The organism is Dysgonomonas mossii DSM 22836 (assembly GCF_000213575.1).
GTDB classification, from domain to species: Bacteria; Bacteroidota; Bacteroidia; order Bacteroidales; family Dysgonomonadaceae; genus Dysgonomonas; species Dysgonomonas mossii.
This window is the reverse complement of sequence record NZ_GL892004.1, coordinates 718946-738657: the sequence shown is the minus strand read 5'-3', so window position 1 is coordinate 738657 and position 19712 is coordinate 718946. Positions and strand designations below refer to the sequence as shown.

Genomic DNA, 19712 nt, shown 5'->3' with positions numbered 1-19712 from the left:
ATTTACGCCTTGCTGTTTGCAACCCGTAACTTGTAACTCGTAATTCTAACAGTATGCTGAATATTATAATTTTTGGAGCTCCGGGCTCAGGAAAAGGAACTCAAAGTGAAAATCTCATCACAAGATATAATCTCGCTCACATTTCGACAGGAGATGTGCTACGTGCAGAGATAAAAAATGGAACTGAACTTGGCAAATTGGCCGAAGAATATATCTCTAAAGGTCAGCTTGTACCGGATGATGTAGTTATCGGGATGCTGGCAAATGTTTTGGATAGCAAGAAAGATAAAGCAGGCGTTATATTCGATGGTTTTCCAAGAACAATCGCTCAAGGCGAGGCTCTTGAAAAAATATTAAAAGAACGCGGAGAAGAAATTTCTATCGTTATCAATCTCGATGTAGAAGAGCCGGAACTGATAGACAGACTTATTAAACGCGGACAACAATCGGGACGCTCAGATGATAATCTGGAGACTATAAAATCCCGCCTTGATGTATATAAAAATCAAACTTCCCCACTGAAAGATCATTATATGAATTCGGGGAAATTGGCCACAATAAAAGGTGTTGGCACCATAGATCAGATATTTGATCTTATAGCCGAAGCCGTGGACAAAGTTAAATAATTGAATTATTTATATATACAGGGAAGTTATAAACCGTGAACGGTATTATAACTTCCTTTGTTATCTAAATAGAATAAATAAAAATATGGCAGAATCAAATTTCATAGATTACGTCAAGATATACTGCCGGTCGGGTAAAGGTGGTAGAGGTTCAACCCATTTCCGCAGGGAAAAGTATATACCGAAAGGTGGCCCTGACGGAGGTGACGGAGGTGACGGAGGTGATATTATTCTCCGAGCCAACCGAAACATGTGGACATTGCTCCATCTGAAATACCAGCGACATGTCCTTGCAGGACATGGAGAAAGTGGATCGGGCAGATTGAGTACAGGTAAAAGTGGTGATTCTAAAATCATAGATGTTCCTTGCGGAACAGTAGCCTATGATGCCGAAACAGGAGAATATCTTTGCGACGTTACTGAAGACGGAAAAGAAGTTGTTCTATTGAAAGGAGGAAGAGGGGGAAAAGGAAACAACCACTTCAAAACCTCAACAAATCAGGCTCCCCGCTATGCACAGCCCGGCGAACCATTTCAAGAGCGCAGGGTCATACTGGAACTAAAAGTTCTTGCCGATGTAGGGCTCGTAGGATTTCCGAATGCAGGAAAATCAACACTTCTATCGGTAGTTAGTGCAGCAAAACCCAAAATAGCAAATTATCCGTTTACTACCCTTGAACCTAAAATCGGTATCGTGAGTTATCGTGATTACAAATCATTTGTAATGGCTGACATACCGGGTATTATAGAAGGTGCAAGCGAAGGGAAAGGACTCGGATTGCGTTTCCTACGACATATTGAGCGCAACTCGCTTTTATTGTTTATGGTACCTGCCGATGCTGACGATATCCATCAAGAATACAGAGTTTTATTGAATGAATTGGCTCAGTACAATCCCGAATTGTTAGATAAGCGAAGAATATTAGCGATCTCGAAAGCTGATATGCTCGACGATGAACTAATGGAAGCTTTGGAAGCTGATCTACCCGAAATACCGCATATATTTATTTCATCCATTACAGGGTATAATATTACAGGCCTAAAAGATATGCTATGGCGTGAACTAAATGCAGACGGCGAATACAAAAAATCGTTTGAAAGCATCACCCATCGAAACCTCGACATAAAAGTTGTGGAATTCGATGATGATGACGAATCTATCCCGGAAGATGACTATGAAGAAGAAGACTGGGATGAGGAAGAGGATGAGGATTTCGATCCGGATTTTTATTACGGAGAAGATACTGAAGAAGAAAATAAATAAGAAAAGCAAATGCCCTTTATCAACAGAGATCAAGGGCATTTCTTAAAATAAGGAACATGGATACAATTCGAAGCAATAGGCTGAATCTACTTACATTTCCCTCTTTTCCTACAGAGAGCGTATCAGTTTTCGCAACCACCACTCAAGGGGGAATTAGCACAGGAGCATACGCTTCTCTAAATCTTAGTCCCTATTCGGGAGATGATACAGATTGTGTCAGTGAAAATCAGGAGCGTCTTGCTGATGAAATAAATGTATCCATAGAAGATTTATACATCCCTTATCAGACTCATAAAGATAAAGTAGCAATTATAGATAAGGATTTCTTACAGAGAAGTGACTTTGAAAAAGCAAAACATCTGAATGGCATTGATGCTTTAATCACCAATCAGAAAGATATTTGCATAGGAGTTACGACTGCCGATTGTGTGCCCATTCTTATATTTGATCCTGTACAACATGTGCTTGCTGCAATACATGCAGGATGGAAAGGTACTGTAGCCCGAATTGCAGAGAAAACAATAGAAAAGATGACAGAGCAATTCGGCTGTAAGCCTCAAGACTTAGTGGCAGGAATAGCCCCTTGCATATCGCAGAAACACTTCGAAGTAGGAGATGAAGTCGTAGAAGCTTTTATTCAGACAGGATTTACCATCACTGATATAGCATACCGCAATACTGAGAGCGGAAAAATGCACATAGATCTTGAATTGGCAAATAAGTTACTATTAATTGAAGCCGGCATCGACAAGAATAATATAGAGATTGCGAACTTATGCACTTATTCTCATCCCGAACTTTTCTTCTCTGCCCGAAGACAAACAATCAATTCGGGACGGATGTTAACAGGAGGTGTATTGAAGTAATAATTTTGTACTTTTGTGTAGCAAACAAACAATAAAAAGACCGTTGATAATGAATCATATATTTTTTCCATCCGAGTGGTATCCGCAAAGTGCAATCCAATTAACGTGGCCTCATCCCGACACCGATTGGGATTATATGCTCGAAGAAGTTACTGCATGCTATGTGAATATAGCAGTAGAAATACTGAAAAGGCAAAAATTAATTGTTGTGTGTCACAATGCAGAAACCGTAAAATATGAGTTGAAAGAGCACAAAGCCTTATTCTCAAACCTCACATTGGTAGAATTGCCAACCAATGATACTTGGGCACGTGATCACAGCGGGATATCTGTTATCAACAATGGAAAAAAACAGGTGTATGATTTCACGTTCAATGGGTGGGGACTAAAGTTTGCATCAAACTACGACAATCAAATAAGCAGAGGCTTGTTCAAAAACGGTATATTTAAAAGTGATGTGGAGCTACTCAACAAGAAAGATTTTGCCCTCGAAGGAGGAGCGTTAGAATCGGACGGAAAAGGCACACTTTTGACTACATCCGAATGCTTACTTTCTGCGAACAGAAATTCATTCATGTCGAAAGAAGAAATAGAAAAGTATCTAAAAGAAGCCTTCGGACTAAATAAGATATTATGGTTAGACCATGGTTACCTAAGTGGAGATGACACTGACAGCCATATAGATACATTGGCTCGTTATTGTGACGAGCATACAATTGTATATGTAAAATGTGAAGATAAAAACGACGAACATTATGAGGCATTAGCCAAGATGGAGGAACAATTAAAAACCTTCACCGATTATCAGGGGAATCCATATAAGCTAATCCCGCTGCCTATGGCAAAAGCCGTATACGACGAAGACAATGAAAGGCTTCCGGCTACCTATGCCAATTTCCTTATAATGAACGACGTTGTACTACTTCCATTCTACAACGATTTGGAAAGAGATATAGAGGCTAAAGAAAAATTAGAGATTGCTTTTCCTACAAGAGAAATCATAGGAATAGATTGTTCTGCGCTGATACGTCAACATGGCTCGTTGCACTGCATAACGATGCAATATCCCGATAATTTTGTATAATACCCAAGCGTTTATGAAAGATCAAAAAGCATTATTATTAAGGTGTATAAAAAATGATGTTCCGGCGATGGTATTTTCGGGAAACGACATATTATTTCTACCTTTACTTAAACAATATTATCTAGATGCTAAAAAAGGCGGATGCACGCAAGAGTTTCTGGATGACATTCAGTTAAGGATAGATGAGTTTGAGAAACATATACAAATGTCTCCCAATACAATTAAATTACCAGATTAGAGGATTATGAAAATAGGAATCATACAACAGGCAAATACTCCTGATATACAGAAAAATATAGCAGGACTAAAAGATAAAATTCGTAAGGCAGCAAACGAAGATGCACAACTTATTGTTTTGCAAGAGCTGCACAATTCGCTTTATTTCTGTCAAGTAGAGGATACAAATATTTTTGATCTGGCCGAGACAATACCCGGACCGTCTACCGACGACTTCGGGTCTTTGGCTAAAGAGTTAGGAGTTGTCATTGTACTTTCCCTATTCGAACGTCGTGCTCCCGGACTGTATCACAATACAGCTGTAGTAATAGAAAAAGACGGGACTATTGCAGGCAAATACCGCAAGATGCACATCCCTGACGATCCGGCTTATTACGAAAAATTTTATTTCACTCCCGGAGACCTTGGCTTTAAGCCCATCGATACATCATTGGGTAAACTAGGAGTTTTGGTTTGTTGGGATCAGTGGTACCCCGAAGCTGCACGCCTGATGGCAATGGCTGGGGCAGACATTCTTATTTACCCTACAGCTATAGGCTGGGAATCGACCGATACTGACGACGAGAAAAGCCGCCAACTTGGAGCTTGGGTGATCTCTCAGCGAGGACATGCTGTAGCTAACGGACTGCACGTTGTATCTGTGAACCGCACAGGATACGAACCCGACCCATCGGGACAAACGAATGGAATCACTTTCTGGGGAAACAGCTTCGTTGCAGGCCCTCAAGGCGAAATTTTATGGCAGGCATCCAGCGAAAGAGAAGAAGTACAAATAGTAGAAATAGACATGAAGCGCTCTGAGCAGGTACGACGTTGGTGGCCATTTTTCCGAGACAGACGTATAGACGCTTTCGGAGATATAACAAAGCGTTTTATCGATTAATGCGTTAACAACATACAATTTTCGTTATGGCAAGAATTGTTTTAAATGAGTCTTTTAAGCAGTATGATTTTAATATAAAAAGATTATATAACGAGAATTACCAATCTCCGGAATGGAAAGAAAAGCGTAAAGAGATTTTATATAGGGATGATTACACTTGTCAAAAATGTGGAACTTTTGATCCAAGTATGGGGCTAATAATTAAATTCAAGACCACAATAGAACCTCCACATTTTGACGGAATAGATATGTATTGGAATGGACCAGAGACGCATGAATATAATAGATACTCTGGGGAATATACTATTCAGAAAGATGGAATGACAATAACTATTCCTTTTTCTCCTCATAAAATCGTTATGCCTATTTTACAAGTACATCATAAAAAATACATTAAAAACAGAGAACTATGGGAGTATTCAAATGACGATTTAGTAACTCTCTGCGAAAACTGTCACAACAAAGAACATGTAACAAATAATATACCATGCTTTGACTCGGAAAATAAAAAAGTCATCAGTTACACAAATTTAATTTATACAGATTTAGACAAATTTGATTCAAACTATATTTTTAGAAACTTTAAACCGTGGAGTTTTGTACATGAGAACGAAAAGAATATATATGTTTATTCAAAATCAATTAAAGTCAATAATCTCGAAATTATAGATATAGGTGTTAATCGTAGACCTTATTTGTATCATAAAATATATCAATATTTTATAATGCGATACTTTCCTGATTATGAGCTAAGAGAAAAGTAGCGTTTATACTTCTTGTATATTGTAGTGAGCCTAACTCACCTATTCGGATATACAATTTGAATAATGAAAATATAAAGTTTTGATGTAACGATTACAAGAATTAGAGGTAAATTTCTTGCAACAACGATTCTGTCTGTAAAATCATTATGAGTCAGCTTATTTATAAAAGATTTCACTTCATTGAGAAATGTTTTTTAGTTCTGCAGGTTCTTCAAAACCGGCGAAACCGAGCCCATAAAAAAGTATCTTATAAGTATAAAATTATCTATTAAGTAGAAAGCAATAGCGAATATTATATATTGTTTTTAGTCTTTGACAAAACTAGAAACAGAAAAAAGGTAACAATTAAAAACAGTAAATAAAGTGTCACTTTTGTCACCTTTTCGATAATAAAGATCTCTTTATATGCAACTTAAGCATTTCACAACATTTTAAATAAATCACCACAAAGTCTACGACTAAGACGTAAAAAACGATAAAAGGCTTTAAGCTGAATAAAAAGTGAATTTGATAACAATGCCAGAAAAAGAAAACGACTTGTTTTTATCAAAAAGCATCCTTTGGCTGATGGCGATAGGTGCAGGCCTTGTAGTAGCCAACAATTATTACAACCAACCCTTACTGGGGGTTATAGCCAAAGAATTGGGTGAATCTGAGTCTGCAACAAGTAAGGTCGCAATGTTTACCCAGATGGGATATGCTGCCGGATTATTACTGATAATACCACTTGGTGATATGTTTAGGCGAAAAAAGATTATCCTTATCGATTTCTTTTTCATAATCCTTTCATTAGTCGTTTTCGCTTTGAGTAAGTCCTTAATAGTCATGCTCGCAGCGAGCTTTTGTATCGGGCTTACATCTGTTGTTCCTCAAATATTTGTGCCTATAGCAGCTCAACTATCCCGTCCCGAAGAGAAAGGGCGAAATGTAGGTATCGTTATGAGTGGATTGCTGATAGGTATTTTAGGGTCACGTGTTTTTAGCGGTGTTGTAGGCGAATATCTGGGCTGGAGAAATGTATTCTTTATTGCTGCAGGACTAATGATTATACTTGCCGTACTTATCGCATGGATGTTACCAAATATGCAACCAACCTTTAAAGGTACTTACGGACAACTGATGGGATCTGTTATACGATATGCACGAAGCATTCCGAGCCTGCAATTAGCTTCATTAAGGGGAGCTTTGGGTTTTGCCTCTTTCTCTGCATTTTGGACTACCCTCACTTTCAGGCTTCAGGAAGCTCCCTACTTTCAGGGAAGCGATGTGGCCGGATCTTTAGGTTTGTTCGGAATAGCAGGCGCACTGGCTGCTACCCTTGTAGGACAAGCATCAGGCAAAGTGAACAAAAACAAGCTTATAGCCATAGCTACCTTTCTAATGATCGTTTCGTGGGGAGTATTTGGCATGGGCGACAGTACTTACATAGGAATCATCGTAGGAATTATTCTCTTAGATATGGGGCTGCAAGCAATGCATGTCACGAATCAGACAATTGTACTATCGTCACACCCCGAAGCTGCCAATCGGTTGAACACTGTATATATGGTCTCTTATTTTATAGGAGGTTCTATCGGTACATTCGTAGGAGGTAAAGCATGGGGAGCTTATGGATGGAATGGCGTTGTATTCACGGGAGCCTTTTTTGTAAGCTTATGCCTTGTCGTACATTTAATTATAAGCAGAAAGCCTAAATTCAACTAAAAATAGTTATCTTTACAACTATCAGAAATAAGATGCTTATGAATACACCATTACCTGAACGGATTTATAGGGAAGATCCATTGCCCAATATGGATGAGATAAGAGAGTTTATTGCACAGAAAGAAGCAGTGCAAGCCTTTGATTCGTTACTCGACTTTTTGAATGAAAACTACAATTTCGAACAAGAGGTTTCTTTTGGAGGAAAAAATTATGGGGTAATTATTCGCTACCGCAAGAATGGCAAAACACTCGTATCTATACTTCCCGAAAAAGGGGCATTCTCAGTAATTCTTATATATGGCAAGAAAGAAGTAATTACGTTTAATGCATATAGGGAGTCTTTCAGCAGTCACTTCACAACGATATTCGATCAAACACCTCAGCTACATGATGGAAAATGGATGCTAATCAGAGTTGAGGACGGTTCTTTATTACAAGAGCTGGAACGCATGATAATGATAAAGAAAGCGATAAAGAGAGAGAAAAGAGAAGCAACAAACTAATTGCCACCTCTCTATTATATATCACAAATTTAAGTTACTACCTTTCGGATATTTGACACTATAACTGATTTGATATACTTTCGTTTCTCCGGGTTTTAGTTCCTCCTCCCAGGTTATAACTCCCATGTCCTCTTTGTTTGCTGTCCATGGTGTAGTATCTTTGCTGATTAATTCTACCTCAATATTCTTCTGCGTTGAGATCGGATATTGATCTTTTAATACCATTTTCACAGGTTTATTCTGATTGTTCTTCACTGTGAGCCTATACGTAAAAACCTGTTTCACATCATTACCCAAAAATCGGGTACTGCTATAATCTTGCATTTTCTCACGCTTAACAGGCACTCTCCTATCCGATCCAAGAGTGAGAGTCAGCTTTGAATGAGTGGATCGAGTATCGATAAACGACTCACCTACATAAGTTCCATCATAGGTAATATTCGCTTTTCCACTTAGCAGATTAAGTTTCTCCCAATCCGATATTTCTGCCAAAAGATAAGTTTCAGTATCAAGCTTTGGTGCAGAATAATATTTGTATTCAGCTGTGGTTTCTTTTGCCTGTAAATCTATTGTTTGCTCTTTGCCATTACCGGGAATTGTATACGGCATATCAATATTGTAAACGACATTCAGCTCATTATCTTTTTGAGTAATAAAATCGTCCATTTTGCTTTTCAGCGTTATTATCACTGCTCCATTCGAAGCACGAGAACCGTACATCCCTGTTGCAGAATTGCGATCCAAAACCTCTGTATTCTTTATCGATAAGGGATCGAGTGACTGAGCATAGCGGGCATCGACAGGTACACCATCCATTATATAAAGGGGCAATTGAGCTTCTTTTTTCAACATATCTCTCCCACTTTCTTCCGCTACCATACTTCCATTAAGCACTTCACTCACTTCTAAAGACCGAGCTTCTTTCATTGCATAGGAATAACTATTCTGCGCCATTTCGGCACTCAAGCGTGGTTCAGGTCTATAATTTTCGAGAAACCAAGCACTGAACAATGGTGCTACTTTTCCATTACTCGGAGTAGCTGTAGAAAGCGTCAACTTTACCCTTTCCCAATCCAGTCCCGTCGTCTGACGCACTTTCGATTTTGATAGTATTTTTATAGGTTTATCTGTCGATTCTATATTAATATCGTAGAATGGCACCCAACTAGCAGCTGATGTATAATAAGATATCGTAAAGTTACAAATACTAGCCAATGGCGAAGCTAGACTCAATTTGAGCACACCTGAGGTCTTATCGTTTTTCAAAGCCTCCTGGCTTAGTTGTTTATTTAATCGAGTTATTGCAATATCACAATCATTTTTCTTCTTATTATTTACAGCTTGCACAGCCTGCAACTCCGCCGACTTTGTTTTATAATAGTCCATCGTTTTTACCAATTCATCTATACCCAAGCCTTTTTCCGAACCGGCAACATTTTTATCCGTGCCCTTTTGCAATAGCGCAATAAGGTTTGTCGTGATATTGATGTCTGTATTTACCTGCTGCAGCTTCTTTTGATAGAAGTCGATAGAATCCTGCAATTTTCGGGCAACAGCACTTGTCGATTTATTCTCTGTGAGAAAATCAACAGAAAATTCATAAGCTGATACAATAACGCCATTGGATGCTTTGATTTTCAAACTATTTTTATCAATATTGGAGCTCAGTCCTTCTATATAAATTTCGTTATCGCCTTTCAACAAAGAATAGGACGCCGTGTGTACCAATTCTGCTCCTTGAAAAAACACAGTTGCATCCTCCAGTTTTGACTTTACGGTCTTCTCATCCTGAGCCCAAATGTGAAGAGAGAAACAGACTGATAAAGCCGTAACGAATAGTAGTTTTGTTTTCATAGATATTTATTTTTTACAAAAGTTGTGTTTAGACTTTATTTAATACATTATTTATGCGAACGTCCCAAATAATAAGATACAACAAGCGAACCAACCTGCAATCCCATTAAGAGCCAAAATGCATTTCTCCTCCTATTTTTACGCTTCAGAGCCTTTAATTCCTGGATCTGCTTTTCATTCAATAAGTCACATTCATGATTTTCCATATTCTCTATTTTTTGTATATTAACTATTTATGTAACAAAATAAGGCTCGATTTGATTGCCTATTTTTGATAATTTATAAAATTCCAACCATTCTTTATCTTCAGGCTATTCATATCATTTTACCAAAAGAGCTATTGCCACGGCAGGAACAACAAACTTAACTACATTAAATATTTTTTTACTCATTGGCACCTGCCTTGTTGGAGCTATCCCCGATCCTTGATAGTACGTCTCCATATCCTGAGCAAAATTTTCATCCCAAAATTCACGGGTGGTAGAGTCGGGAAAATAAAACAGCTCTTGACAGAAACCCGACAAACGCCGATTGCGCATCTGCTTTTTTTCTACGACACCTTTAAACTCAACATCACAAAAGTAAGTGATCTCATCTACTTTGCCAAATTCATCCCGGGTCTGAAAACGATAGTAAGTATAGCAATCAGACATATAATACTTATCTCCTATCTTTTTGAAAGAGAAACGACCGACCTTTCTCTTTATTTTAACCCGGTTTCCCATATACCGCTTATACGGCTGACTAGCCAAGACAGAGTCGATAGATTCTATCTCCATAGAAGCAATAGTCATATCATCCTTATTAATGAATATCTCGCCTCTTGCCCAGCCATCCTTACCTTGCAGAGGCTCTATTTGCAAAACGATATATGAACTATCAGATGTGAAAGAACGTGTAGTTTCATTATTCTCACTTTTACCAAAAGTAAATAGATGTGAAGCATGATATTCTGCCCCGTACAATTCAGAAGTGGGAGTCACTGTTCGTTGCACACGCTTTATATCAATAATATTGAGCACGTAAGGAACTCTCTCTCTTTTCATATTTTTCTTCAGATCCTTCTCTTTCAGAGTCGTTGCATACTTCATATATATTTCGTTCTGCAATGTATCCGACTTTTTTGTCTGTAGAAAATGCAATAAGTACCCCAAATGGAGATCGAGCAAAAGTCTCTTTTTCGTGTTTTGCATTGCCTCATCCAACAGAGCATCTGCATCTCCCGGGCTAATAACAATCGGGTTAAGATATACAGGATTCAACTCCATCCGAACAACAGCGTTTATCAAAAGTGAACTTTTAGCAACAGATTTCAGTTTATAACCAATACATTGGAAATGAATAACATCTTCGCTTACAGTCGGAATAGTATATCTGCCTTTCGTATCTGTATTAACATAGTCTCGCGAAGTGGCTCCATACTGTACTATCACATCCGCTATAGGTTTGTTGCTATCTTTATCGATGACTGTTCCTTGAATTAAAGTTTGTGCAAAAAGGTAACTACCCGTAAAAGTCAACACGGCTAGCAAAAGACATTTTTTCATATAAAAGTTTTGAGTAAGTTATGCATACATGGAACCCTATTTATAAAAACGCGATTTTCAATCGAATCATATATTTACACAGCAAACAGACAGTAAAAAACATTTAACGAAAACAAATTCATATATTTTAGTATGGAATACAGTAAATGTACATTGTATTTTTGTACCTTTATCGCGCAGTTATTAAAATTCTATTTTTAATAGCATTTTTTAATAAATCGCTATACATAAAACTATCATACAGTTACCATGTCTATACTCTATCAAGCAGAGGAAGTAAAACTTCCGTCTATAAAGAAACGTAAAACTACAGACTGGATAAAACTGGTTGCCACATCTTATGGTAAACAGGTTGGAGATATTTCATTTGTTTTTTGCTCCGACAAAAAAATACTTGAAGTAAATAACCAGTATTTGCAACACGACTATTATACTGATATTATTACATTCGACTATACTGAAAATGATATAATATCGGGGGATATCTTCATCAGTGTGGATACAGTCAAAAGCAACTCTGAAACGTTCGGAACGAATTACGAGGAAGAGCTTAACCGTATTATAATACACGGAATACTACATCTGTGTGGGATCAACGACAAGGGCCCCGGAGAAAGAGAATATATGACCGAATGCGAAAACAAAGCATTAAAAATATTGGAGGCATAGATAATCGTGCAAAAGTTTCTGAGCAAATTATATTATATCGTACCAATCTGCTGTTTCTTCCCGTTCTTCTCAGCACCGTTGGCTTTATTTCTCGGTATAATACTCGCTTTTTTTTATAAAGGGGAAGAAGTTGTTAAAACAGGAAAGCTAACAAAATACCTACTGCAAGCATCTATTGTTTGCATGGGTTTTTCCATGTCGATGCATGAGGTTATTCAAACAGGAAAAACAGGATTTATGATCACTGTGGGCTCTGTTGTGATAACGGTTTTGGCAGGTATCGGACTCGGATTATTACTCAAAGTAGGAAAAAACACAACATTACTTATATCCAGCGGAACAGCTATTTGTGGAGGAAGTGCCATTGCTGCCGTAGCTCCGGTTTTGGGTGCAAAAAACAATGAGATAAGCTTTTCGCTCGCTGTTGTTTTTGTATTAAATGCTGTAGGGTTATTTATTTTCCCGGCTATCGGGCATCTGCTTCAAATGGATCAGATCCATTTCGGATATTGGGCTGCCATAGCGATACACGACACCAGTTCGGTAGTAGGAGCATGTTCGGCATACGGAGAACAGGCTCTGCAAGTGGGTACAACGGTAAAACTAACACGTACACTCTGGATTATACCGCTTGCGCTATGTATTGCGTTCTTTAATAAAAATAAAACCTCGAAAATAACAATCCCTTGGTTTATATTTCTGTTTGTTGTTGCCATCGTTATAGGAAACTATATTCCCGGAATGACAGAAACAAACGAGCACTTAAGCTGGCTTGGAAAAAAAGGAATGATGATTTCCTTGTTCTTTATCGGGGCCTCTATCAATCTGGAAGAAGTAAAAAAAACAGGCTTAAACACCTTTCTTCTAGGCATTCTTCTTTGGTTTATAATAGCTGTATTATCTTTATATTGGATTAAACTAATGTTTTAATGAATAAAATTGTAGACAAAGAGTATTTCTCTGAAAACGTAGTTAAGTTTGAGGTTGAAGCACCTCTTATCGCTAAAAGCCGTAAGGCCGGCCACTTTGTCATTGTACGTGTTGGCGAGAAAGGCGAGCGTATACCTTTAACCATTGCAGCATCTGACCTTAACAAAGGAACTATCACTATTGTTATTCAGGCTGTAGGAGCCTCGTCAAAAAAGATTTGCGAACTGAATGTGGACGATTACATAACCGATATTGTTGGCCCGCTAGGACAAGCAACCCATATCGAAAACTACGGAACGGTTATCTGTGCCGGAGGTGGGGTCGGTATTGCGCCGATGCTTCCAATTATAGAAGCGATGAAAAGAGCCGGAAATAAGGTTATTTCTGTCTTGGCAGCACGCACCAAAGATCTTGTGATACTCGAAAAACAAGTAGCCGAATACTCGGACGAAGTAATAGTAATGACCGATGATGGTTCGTACGGACACAAAGGATTGATTACAAATGGTGTTGAGATGGTAATTAATCGTGAAAAAGTAGATCTATGTGTAACCATAGGCCCTGCTATTATGATGAAATTCGTTTCTTTACTAACACAGAAATACAACATTCCTACAATGGCTTCATTAAATACCATTATGGTAGATGGTACGGGCATGTGCGGTGCTTGCCGTGTATCGGTAGGAGGAAAAACAAAATTTGTATGTGTTGATGGTCCCGAGTTTAATGCTCACGAAGTAGATTTCGACGAAATGCTAATGAGACTAAGAGCTTATAGTTAAATCAATTATTGGGTAAAATAAAAACATCAGCTCAGTCTTATAGCCTACAACTAATTACTTACAACTTACGACTAAAAAATGACAGAACAAGAATATATACAAGCACGCCGAAGCGAACCATGGAGAGAGGAACTGCGTAAAACCATGAAGGCTAAAGAACGAGGAGAGAAATCTCGTGTACACATGCCTGAGTTGGACGCTGAATACAGAAGTCATTCCCTGAAAGAAGAGGTTAATCTAGGACTTACTGCCGAACAAGCTATGGCAGAAGCGGCACGATGCCTCGACTGCGCAAATCCTACTTGTATGGAAGGCTGCCCGGTGGGAATCCAGATACCAACCTTCATAAAAAACATAGAGCGTGGCGAATTTCTCGAAGCAGCTAAAGTGCTGAAAGAAACAAGCGCCTTGCCTGCTGTCTGCGGACGTGTATGTCCACAAGAAAAGCAGTGCGAAGCGAAATGTATCTATATACAAAAGATGAAAAAAGAGCCGGTAGCTATCGGATACTTGGAACGCTTTGCGGCAGACTATGAGCGTGAAAGCGGACAAGTAGCTATACCGGAACTAGCTCCTGCCAATGGTATAAAAATAGCGGCTGTAGGCTCAGGCCCGGCCGGACTTTCTTTTGCCGGAGATATGGCAAAACGAGGATATGACGTAACTGTATTTGAGGCACTACATGAGATTGGGGGCGTTCTTAAATACGGTATCCCTGAGTTCCGTCTTCCAAACGAAATAGTAGATGTTGAAATAAACGTGCTTCGTGATATGGGAGTTAAGTTCGTTAAGAACTGTATTGTTGGAAAAACGATTACCCACGAGGATCTAAGAGAAAAAGGCTTCAAAGGAATTTTTGCAGCAAGTGGAGCAGGACTTCCCAACTTCATGAATATTCCGGGAGAAAATCTGATTGGAGTGATGTCGTCTAATGAATACCTCACCCGTGTCAACCTGATGGATGCATCAAACCCGGAGAGTGACACTCCTGTGCAAATGGGGAAGAAAGTCGCCGTTATAGGTGCAGGCAACACTGCTATGGATGCGATACGTACAGCAAAACGTTTGGGTGCAGAAAAAGCATATATTATTTATCGCAGATCGGAAGAGGAAATGCCGGCTCGTATAGAGGAAGTAAAACATGCCAAAGAAGAAGGTATTGAGTTCTATACGCTGCATAATCCAATTAAGTACGAAGGTGATGAAAAAGGTCATGTAAAGCGAATGCTCCTACAAAAAATGGAACTTGGCGAACCGGACGCATCTGGTCGTCGTAAGCCTATCGCAATCGAAGGAGCTACTGAATGGTTCGACATAGATGAGGTAATAGTCAGTGTTGGAGTATCTCCAAATCCATTAATTCCTTCAACGTTTAAAGGACTTCAAGTTTCTAAGTGGGGAACAATCATAGTGAATCAGGAAACAATGCAGTCTGACCTACCGGATGTATATGCGGGTGGCGACATCGTTCGTGGAGGTGCAACAGTCATCCTCGCAATGGGTGATGGACGTAAAGCTGCCGCTGCAATGGACAAAGCATTAAAAGGATAAAAAGACCTATTTATATAAGTAAGCCCCCGTTGATAAAAATCAATGGGGGTTTCGTTTTTTATCAAAGAATACAGATAAGATTCTCAATTTATTCCCAGTATAAGTATTATAGAATAACATTCTTTCTCTAGGGAGTTTAATTTCACATTCAGAATCAAAAAGATTGCTCACTTTTATCTTCTTTGTGCAACCCATATAGGTAGTGAACAAAAAACAGAAAGGTTACGTTTTTTTTATGACAAATTGACAATTTTAATATTGTTTTTGTTTATTTATTCGGATATAAAAAGCTAAATTTGTGAGGCTATTAAAGGATTGATATACAATTAATGAATTAATATATTTAGAGTATACATAGCCTGCATTTTATGTTACTCTTATCAGTATAATACCTAAAAAAAGTTATGGGAAGAGAAATTAAATTCAGCCTCGTTTATCGTGACATGTGGCAGTCATCGGGAAAGTACCAGCCGCGTGTTGACCAATTGACACAAGTTGCACCGGTTATTATTGACATGGGATGTTTTGCTCGTGTTGAAACGAATGGTGGCGCTTTTGAACAAGTAAATTTGCTTTACGGAGAAAATCCAAACAAAGCAGTTCGTGAATGGACAGCTCCTTTCAACAAGGTTGGCATCCAAACACACATGCTTGAACGTGGATTAAATGCTCTGCGCATGTACCCTGTTCCAAAAGATGTTCGTCAATTGATGTTTAAAGTAAAACATGCACAAGGGACTAACATCTCTCGTTCGTTTGACGGATTGAATGACCCTCGCAACCTTGAACTTTCTGTAAAATATGCAAAAGAAGCCGGCATGATTTCTCAGGCTGCTCTTTGTATTACTTCGTCCCCTATCCATACTGTAGAATACTATGTAAACTTTGCAGACAAATTAGTAGAGTTTGGAGCTGACGAATTATGTTTAAAAGATATGGCCGGTGTAGGACGTCCTGCTTTCCTTGGTAAATTAGTGAAAGCACTGAAAGACCGCCATCCAAATATTCCGATTCAGTATCATGGACACACAGGTCCGGGCTTCTCTGTGGCTTCTATGCTCGAAGTTGCACGTGCAGGTGCTGACTATGTAGATACAGCAATCGAACCTTTAGCATGGGGAATGGTGCATCCTGATATTATCACAATACAGGCAATGCTCAAAAACGCAGGATTCTCTGTACCTGATATCAACATGAGCGCTTATATGGAAGCCCGTGCATTGACACAATCATTCATAGACGACTTCTTAGGATATTGGATCGACCCTTCAAATAAAATAATGACGTCTCTGCTTGTAGGCTGCGGTCTTCCGGGAGGTATGATGGGATCAATGATGGCCGACCTTAGAGGCATGCATTCGGCTATCAATATGGCTCTTCGCAACAATGGTAAAGCTGAAGTTACACTGAATGATCTTGTAGTACAACTATTCGAAGAAGTAGAATATATATGGCCTAAACTTGGTTATCCGCCACTCGTAACTCCATTCAGCCAATATGTGAAAAATATCGCATTGATGAATATATTCTCGATGGCTCAGGGACAACCTCGTTTCTCTAACATCGACAAAGACAGCTGGAATATGATACTTGGTAAAACAGGTACGCTTCCCGGCAAACTGGATGAAGAAATCGTTGAGTTGGCTAAAGCAAAAGGACTTGAATTCTATACAGGTAATCCTCAAGATGAATATCCTGACGCTCTTGATTCATATCGCAAAGAAATGGATGAAAACGGTTGGGATTACGGACAAGACGACGAGGAATTGTTTGAATTAGCAATGCACGACCGTCAATACCGCGACTACAAATCAGGATTGGCAAAAGAACGCTTCAATATAGATCTTGAAAAAGAAAAGGAAAAAGCCGGAGCTCCAATCATCGTAACACGTCAGGTAGTAGAAGTACCGGCGTTTGATGCGGAAGCGATTAAAGCTAAATACCCGGAAGCAAAACCTCTTCAAGCGACTGTTAGCGGACAGGTTATCTGGCAAGTTGATGTAGACGACGTTTCTACTGCTCCTGTTGTTGGCACATCTGTAAAGGAGGGTGATGTTGTATGTTTTGTTCAGACTTATTATGGTATCGAAGAAGTAAAAGCGCTTACTTCAGGGAAGATTATCCAAATAGAAACAAAACAAGGCGCAAAAGTTCAAAAGAATCAGGTTTTAGCATATATAGACTAAAAGCATCTGATTTCATATATAAAAAAGCATCATTAATAATGATGCTTTTTTTGCATATACCCCATTGAAAGAGATGAACAGACATTATGTGTTATTTAACAATATTAAACCCGAAATAAAGTTATCACAATAGCTCGAAAACATTTATCTTTGGCGAAATTTTGAAAGAAAGTTTCGCGGAAAAATAAAGGGAAAAATGAAAAAGCTATTATTATTTACAATTTTGTTAGGGGCATTAAACATCTACGCCCAGTCTCCAGAAAAAAACAAATACACTATCTTATTAACAGGCGCATCGTTTGCCTCATCAAACAACGGTTGGTTCGAATTAGCTTGCAAAACGCTCGATGCTACGCCCATAAACAAGGCTATAGGGGGAGAGGCTATTGCTGATGCGGCAAATAAATTCTCAGCCGATACGCTTTATACAAAACAGCAACTAGAAGATATTGATGCTTTTGTAATAATGCATGTACACGATGAAGATGTTGCCAGTGAAAACGGTCTTAAAGAAAACTATAAAGATTATAAGACACCGTTCGACAGGTCAAATTACGCAGCCGCATACGATTATGTTATCAAGCATTATATTACAGATTGTTACAATTTGAAATTTGATAAAAATTCAAAGTATTATAATACCCCGAGCGGCAAACCTGCAATCATAGTTCTATGCACGCACTGGCATGACGCACGCATAATATACAATTCAGCAATACGCAAGCTGGCAGACAGATGGGGTTTTCCGGTTGTAGAATTCGATAAATATATTGGTTTCTCTAAAAATCACCTCCACCCCGTTACCGGAAAGCAATATAGCATTTTATATGCTCATAATAACGAGAAGGTAAATGGTGTAGAGTATGGATGGCATCCGTACAACGGGGAAGACAAGTATATACAACAACGTATGGCTGCTATATTCACCGATTTGATGAAAAAAGTTCTACCTTTGAAGTAGAATTATGCTATATTACAAAGAATATATAACTGACTCAACCCTATTGGGAATATGGAAGATAGAGGAAACCAGCCAAGAGCTGTTTTCTCTACTTGCCCATCACGAATGGATTCAGAATATATATACAGTAAAGGTAGAATCGAGAATACTTGAAATATTATCGACGAGGATATTGATAAAGGCACTTACTGGAGAAGAAAAGGAAGTGCGCTACAACACTACGGGAAGACCATTCCTTGCCGATGAATCATATCACATGAGTGTATCCCATACCAAAGGTTATGTTGCTGTAGCTATCAATAAAAAGAAATCCATAGGGCTGGATGTGGAGTATATATCAGAAAAGATAAGAAGAGTACAAAGCCGTCTTATTTCTGACAAGGAATATATTGACAAGGACAATGAACTCATCCACCTCCTACTCCACTGGTCTGCAAAAGAAGCTATGTTTAAGTACCTTGATACCGAAGGTGTTGATTTCCGAAAAAATTTATTTATAAGTAAGTTTACTCCTGAAGAGAAAGGAACATTCAATGCAAAAGAGACTCGTTCGCCACAACATACCCAGTTTAAGGCATATTACAAGGTCGAAAAAGAGTTTGTGTTGGTATGTATTGAGGAGAAAAGCTAAAAGTCATAATATATATAGCGTTTTTTATATTCACCTTTTTTTATAACCCAAATAACGATATATCCTCCAGCCCCATCGCTATTCATACTCTGTAAATAAAGTATATCATTTACTCTATCATAGTTTGCTCTTGTATATCCTAAGGTAGGTTCATACAAATCATCAAATGCAGCTTCGGGAATTTCAACATTTTGCTTTTCCAAACTGATCTTTATTGATTTGTATTCGGTTCTTGGGATATCTCCATCTGTGCCCCAAAACTTTCTGTTGTTTATTTTATAAACGAAACCGTTTTCTTTGCTTATTTTATTTTGCTGGGGAATAAAATCTTTTTGAACTAAAGTAATAACAATAGAATCTTTTTGCAATATAGCTTTATGCTCAGAATTAAAAGTAAGAGGAATTTTCTCCAAACAAGAAAGGGGCATCAATCTGGATTTATGAATATAATACTTACATTCATTTTCTCCCTCTTTAGTAGTATAATAAAGACTCACCCAACTATCTTTTTCTTCAAAAAAACAGACAACCTCGCCCGAAGACAATGTATCTACGACCTGCTTATCCTTGTTACGTACATTCACACGGCCATCTTTATCCATAACAACGGCTAGTTGTTGAGAACATACAATTTGAACACAAAAGAACATTATAAATAAAAAGAGAGATT

General features: G+C 38.4%; 20 protein-coding genes. 16 read left to right on the top strand and 4 right to left on the bottom strand.

Annotation, left to right across the window (positions count from 1 at the left end):
• The first annotated feature begins 53 nt into the window (after nt 1–53).
• The 9 genes from HMPREF9456_RS03205 (at nt 54) to HMPREF9456_RS03165 (ending at nt 7931) form a co-directional block, all read left to right on the top strand.
• A complete protein-coding gene (locus tag HMPREF9456_RS03205; RefSeq protein WP_006842018.1) occupies nt 54–626 on the top strand; it encodes an adenylate kinase in 573 nt (190 codons plus the stop codon).
• Between the two features lie 85 nt (nt 627–711).
• On the top strand, nt 712–1890 hold the full coding sequence (gene obgE / locus HMPREF9456_RS03200; RefSeq protein ID WP_006842017.1) for a GTPase ObgE: 1179 nt from the start codon (nt 712–714) through the stop codon (nt 1888–1890).
• 56 nt (nt 1891–1946) lie between these two features.
• The gene (gene pgeF, locus HMPREF9456_RS03195) at nt 1947–2756 is read left to right on the top strand and encodes a peptidoglycan editing factor PgeF (RefSeq protein ID WP_006842016.1); all 810 of its coding nucleotides are present in this window, start codon (nt 1947–1949) and stop codon (nt 2754–2756) included.
• 49 nt (nt 2757–2805) lie between these two features.
• Nucleotides 2806–3840, top strand: coding sequence for an agmatine deiminase family protein (locus HMPREF9456_RS03190; protein ID WP_006842015.1), 1035 nt, complete (start codon nt 2806–2808; stop codon nt 3838–3840).
• A 13-nt stretch (nt 3841–3853) separates the two neighbouring features.
• On the top strand, nt 3854–4078 hold the full coding sequence (locus tag HMPREF9456_RS03185) for a hypothetical protein (protein ID WP_006842014.1): 225 nt from the start codon (nt 3854–3856) through the stop codon (nt 4076–4078).
• Nucleotides 4079–4084: 6 nt separating this feature from the next.
• Nucleotides 4085–4960, top strand: a complete 876-nt coding sequence (locus tag HMPREF9456_RS03180) for a carbon-nitrogen hydrolase (RefSeq protein ID WP_006842013.1) — start codon at nt 4085–4087, stop codon at nt 4958–4960.
• Nucleotides 4961–4986: 26 nt separating this feature from the next.
• A complete protein-coding gene (locus HMPREF9456_RS03175; protein ID WP_006842012.1) occupies nt 4987–5724 on the top strand; it encodes an HNH endonuclease signature motif containing protein in 738 nt (245 codons plus the stop codon).
• A gap of 516 nt (nt 5725–6240) precedes the next feature.
• On the top strand, nt 6241–7428 hold the full coding sequence (locus HMPREF9456_RS03170) for an MFS transporter (protein WP_006842011.1): 1188 nt from the start codon (nt 6241–6243) through the stop codon (nt 7426–7428).
• 38 nt (nt 7429–7466) lie between these two features.
• Complete coding sequence (locus tag HMPREF9456_RS03165; protein WP_006842010.1) at nt 7467–7931, top strand: DUF3788 family protein; 465 nt, start codon at nt 7467–7469, stop codon at nt 7929–7931.
• Between the two features lie 21 nt (nt 7932–7952).
• Here HMPREF9456_RS03165 and HMPREF9456_RS03160 read toward each other — a convergent pair whose 3' ends face one another.
• The 3 genes from HMPREF9456_RS03160 to HMPREF9456_RS03155 form a co-directional block, all read right to left on the bottom strand.
• Nucleotides 7953–9785 carry a DUF4139 domain-containing protein gene (locus HMPREF9456_RS03160; RefSeq protein ID WP_006842009.1) on the bottom strand — a complete coding sequence of 611 codons (1833 nt, stop codon included), beginning with the start codon at nt 9783–9785 and terminating at the stop codon, nt 7953–7955.
• A 47-nt stretch (nt 9786–9832) separates the two neighbouring features.
• Nucleotides 9833–9991, bottom strand: coding sequence for a hypothetical protein (locus tag HMPREF9456_RS17335; protein WP_006842008.1), 159 nt, complete (start codon nt 9989–9991; stop codon nt 9833–9835).
• Between the two features lie 114 nt (nt 9992–10105).
• The gene (locus HMPREF9456_RS03155; protein WP_006842007.1) at nt 10106–11332 is read right to left on the bottom strand and encodes a peptidase associated/transthyretin-like domain-containing protein; all 1227 of its coding nucleotides are present in this window, start codon (nt 11330–11332) and stop codon (nt 10106–10108) included.
• A gap of 249 nt (nt 11333–11581) precedes the next feature.
• Between HMPREF9456_RS03155 and ybeY the strand changes: the two genes are divergently transcribed.
• From ybeY to HMPREF9456_RS03120, 7 genes are all read left to right on the top strand, one after another.
• The gene (ybeY, locus tag HMPREF9456_RS03150; protein ID WP_006842006.1) at nt 11582–12001 is read left to right on the top strand and encodes an rRNA maturation RNase YbeY; all 420 of its coding nucleotides are present in this window, start codon (nt 11582–11584) and stop codon (nt 11999–12001) included.
• Nucleotides 12002–12007: 6 nt separating this feature from the next.
• Nucleotides 12008–12931 (top strand): YeiH family protein, encoded by a 924-nt coding sequence (locus tag HMPREF9456_RS03145; RefSeq protein ID WP_006842005.1) that lies wholly within the window; start codon nt 12008–12010, stop codon nt 12929–12931.
• On the top strand, nt 12931–13713 hold the full coding sequence (locus HMPREF9456_RS17455; protein WP_006842004.1) for a sulfide/dihydroorotate dehydrogenase-like FAD/NAD-binding protein: 783 nt from the start codon (nt 12931–12933) through the stop codon (nt 13711–13713). Before HMPREF9456_RS03145 ends, HMPREF9456_RS17455 begins: the two co-directional genes overlap by 1 nt.
• A 78-nt stretch (nt 13714–13791) precedes the next feature.
• Nucleotides 13792–15264: an NADPH-dependent glutamate synthase gene (gene gltA / locus HMPREF9456_RS17450; RefSeq protein WP_006842003.1), complete on the top strand. Its 1473-nt coding sequence runs from the start codon at nt 13792–13794 to the stop codon at nt 15262–15264.
• Nucleotides 15265–15668: 404 nt separating this feature from the next.
• A complete protein-coding gene (locus tag HMPREF9456_RS03130) occupies nt 15669–17450 on the top strand; it encodes a biotin/lipoyl-containing protein (protein WP_006842002.1) in 1782 nt (593 codons plus the stop codon).
• Between the two features lie 196 nt (nt 17451–17646).
• Entirely contained in the window at nt 17647–18411 is a 765-nt protein-coding gene (locus tag HMPREF9456_RS03125; RefSeq protein WP_006842000.1) for a DUF5040 domain-containing protein, read from the top strand.
• Nucleotides 18412–18415: 4 nt separating this feature from the next.
• On the top strand, nt 18416–19042 hold the full coding sequence (locus tag HMPREF9456_RS03120) for a 4'-phosphopantetheinyl transferase family protein (RefSeq protein ID WP_006841999.1): 627 nt from the start codon (nt 18416–18418) through the stop codon (nt 19040–19042).
• On the opposite strand, the gene HMPREF9456_RS03115 is transcribed toward HMPREF9456_RS03120, so the two are convergent.
• Entirely contained in the window at nt 19039–19644 is a 606-nt protein-coding gene (locus HMPREF9456_RS03115) for a hypothetical protein (RefSeq protein ID WP_006841998.1), read from the bottom strand. The genes HMPREF9456_RS03120 and HMPREF9456_RS03115 overlap by 4 nt on opposite strands.
• Nucleotides 19645–19712 lie beyond the last annotated feature (68 nt).

What these genes read in the sequence shown, in the direction of transcription:
- HMPREF9456_RS03120 (WP_006841999.1), top strand. Translation starts at nt 18,416, where the DNA reads ATGCTATATTACAAAGAATATATAACTGACTCAACCCTATTGGGAATA.
- HMPREF9456_RS03160 (WP_006842009.1), bottom strand. Translation starts at nt 9,785, where the DNA reads ATGAAAACAAAACTACTATTCGTTACGGCTTTATCAGTCTGTTTCTCT.
- gltA (WP_006842003.1), top strand. Translation starts at nt 13,792, where the DNA reads ATGACAGAACAAGAATATATACAAGCACGCCGAAGCGAACCATGGAGA.
- HMPREF9456_RS03115 (WP_006841998.1), bottom strand. Translation starts at nt 19,644, where the DNA reads ATGGATAAAGATGGCCGTGTGAATGTACGTAACAAGGATAAGCAGGTC.
- HMPREF9456_RS03190 (WP_006842015.1), top strand. Translation starts at nt 2,806, where the DNA reads ATGAATCATATATTTTTTCCATCCGAGTGGTATCCGCAAAGTGCAATC.
- HMPREF9456_RS03125 (WP_006842000.1), top strand. Translation starts at nt 17,647, where the DNA reads ATGAAAAAGCTATTATTATTTACAATTTTGTTAGGGGCATTAAACATC.
- pgeF (WP_006842016.1), top strand. Translation starts at nt 1,947, where the DNA reads ATGGATACAATTCGAAGCAATAGGCTGAATCTACTTACATTTCCCTCT.
- obgE (WP_006842017.1), top strand. Translation starts at nt 712, where the DNA reads ATGGCAGAATCAAATTTCATAGATTACGTCAAGATATACTGCCGGTCG.
- HMPREF9456_RS03170 (WP_006842011.1), top strand. Translation starts at nt 6,241, where the DNA reads ATGCCAGAAAAAGAAAACGACTTGTTTTTATCAAAAAGCATCCTTTGG.
- HMPREF9456_RS03205 (WP_006842018.1), top strand. Translation starts at nt 54, where the DNA reads ATGCTGAATATTATAATTTTTGGAGCTCCGGGCTCAGGAAAAGGAACT.
- HMPREF9456_RS03165 (WP_006842010.1), top strand. Translation starts at nt 7,467, where the DNA reads ATGAATACACCATTACCTGAACGGATTTATAGGGAAGATCCATTGCCC.
- HMPREF9456_RS03130 (WP_006842002.1), top strand. Translation starts at nt 15,669, where the DNA reads ATGGGAAGAGAAATTAAATTCAGCCTCGTTTATCGTGACATGTGGCAG.
- ybeY (WP_006842006.1), top strand. Translation starts at nt 11,582, where the DNA reads ATGTCTATACTCTATCAAGCAGAGGAAGTAAAACTTCCGTCTATAAAG.
- HMPREF9456_RS03175 (WP_006842012.1), top strand. Translation starts at nt 4,987, where the DNA reads ATGGCAAGAATTGTTTTAAATGAGTCTTTTAAGCAGTATGATTTTAAT.
- HMPREF9456_RS03185 (WP_006842014.1), top strand. Translation starts at nt 3,854, where the DNA reads ATGAAAGATCAAAAAGCATTATTATTAAGGTGTATAAAAAATGATGTT.
- HMPREF9456_RS03155 (WP_006842007.1), bottom strand. Translation starts at nt 11,332, where the DNA reads ATGAAAAAATGTCTTTTGCTAGCCGTGTTGACTTTTACGGGTAGTTAC.
- HMPREF9456_RS03180 (WP_006842013.1), top strand. Translation starts at nt 4,085, where the DNA reads ATGAAAATAGGAATCATACAACAGGCAAATACTCCTGATATACAGAAA.
- HMPREF9456_RS17335 (WP_006842008.1), bottom strand. Translation starts at nt 9,991, where the DNA reads ATGGAAAATCATGAATGTGACTTATTGAATGAAAAGCAGATCCAGGAA.
- HMPREF9456_RS17455 (WP_006842004.1), top strand. Translation starts at nt 12,931, where the DNA reads ATGAATAAAATTGTAGACAAAGAGTATTTCTCTGAAAACGTAGTTAAG.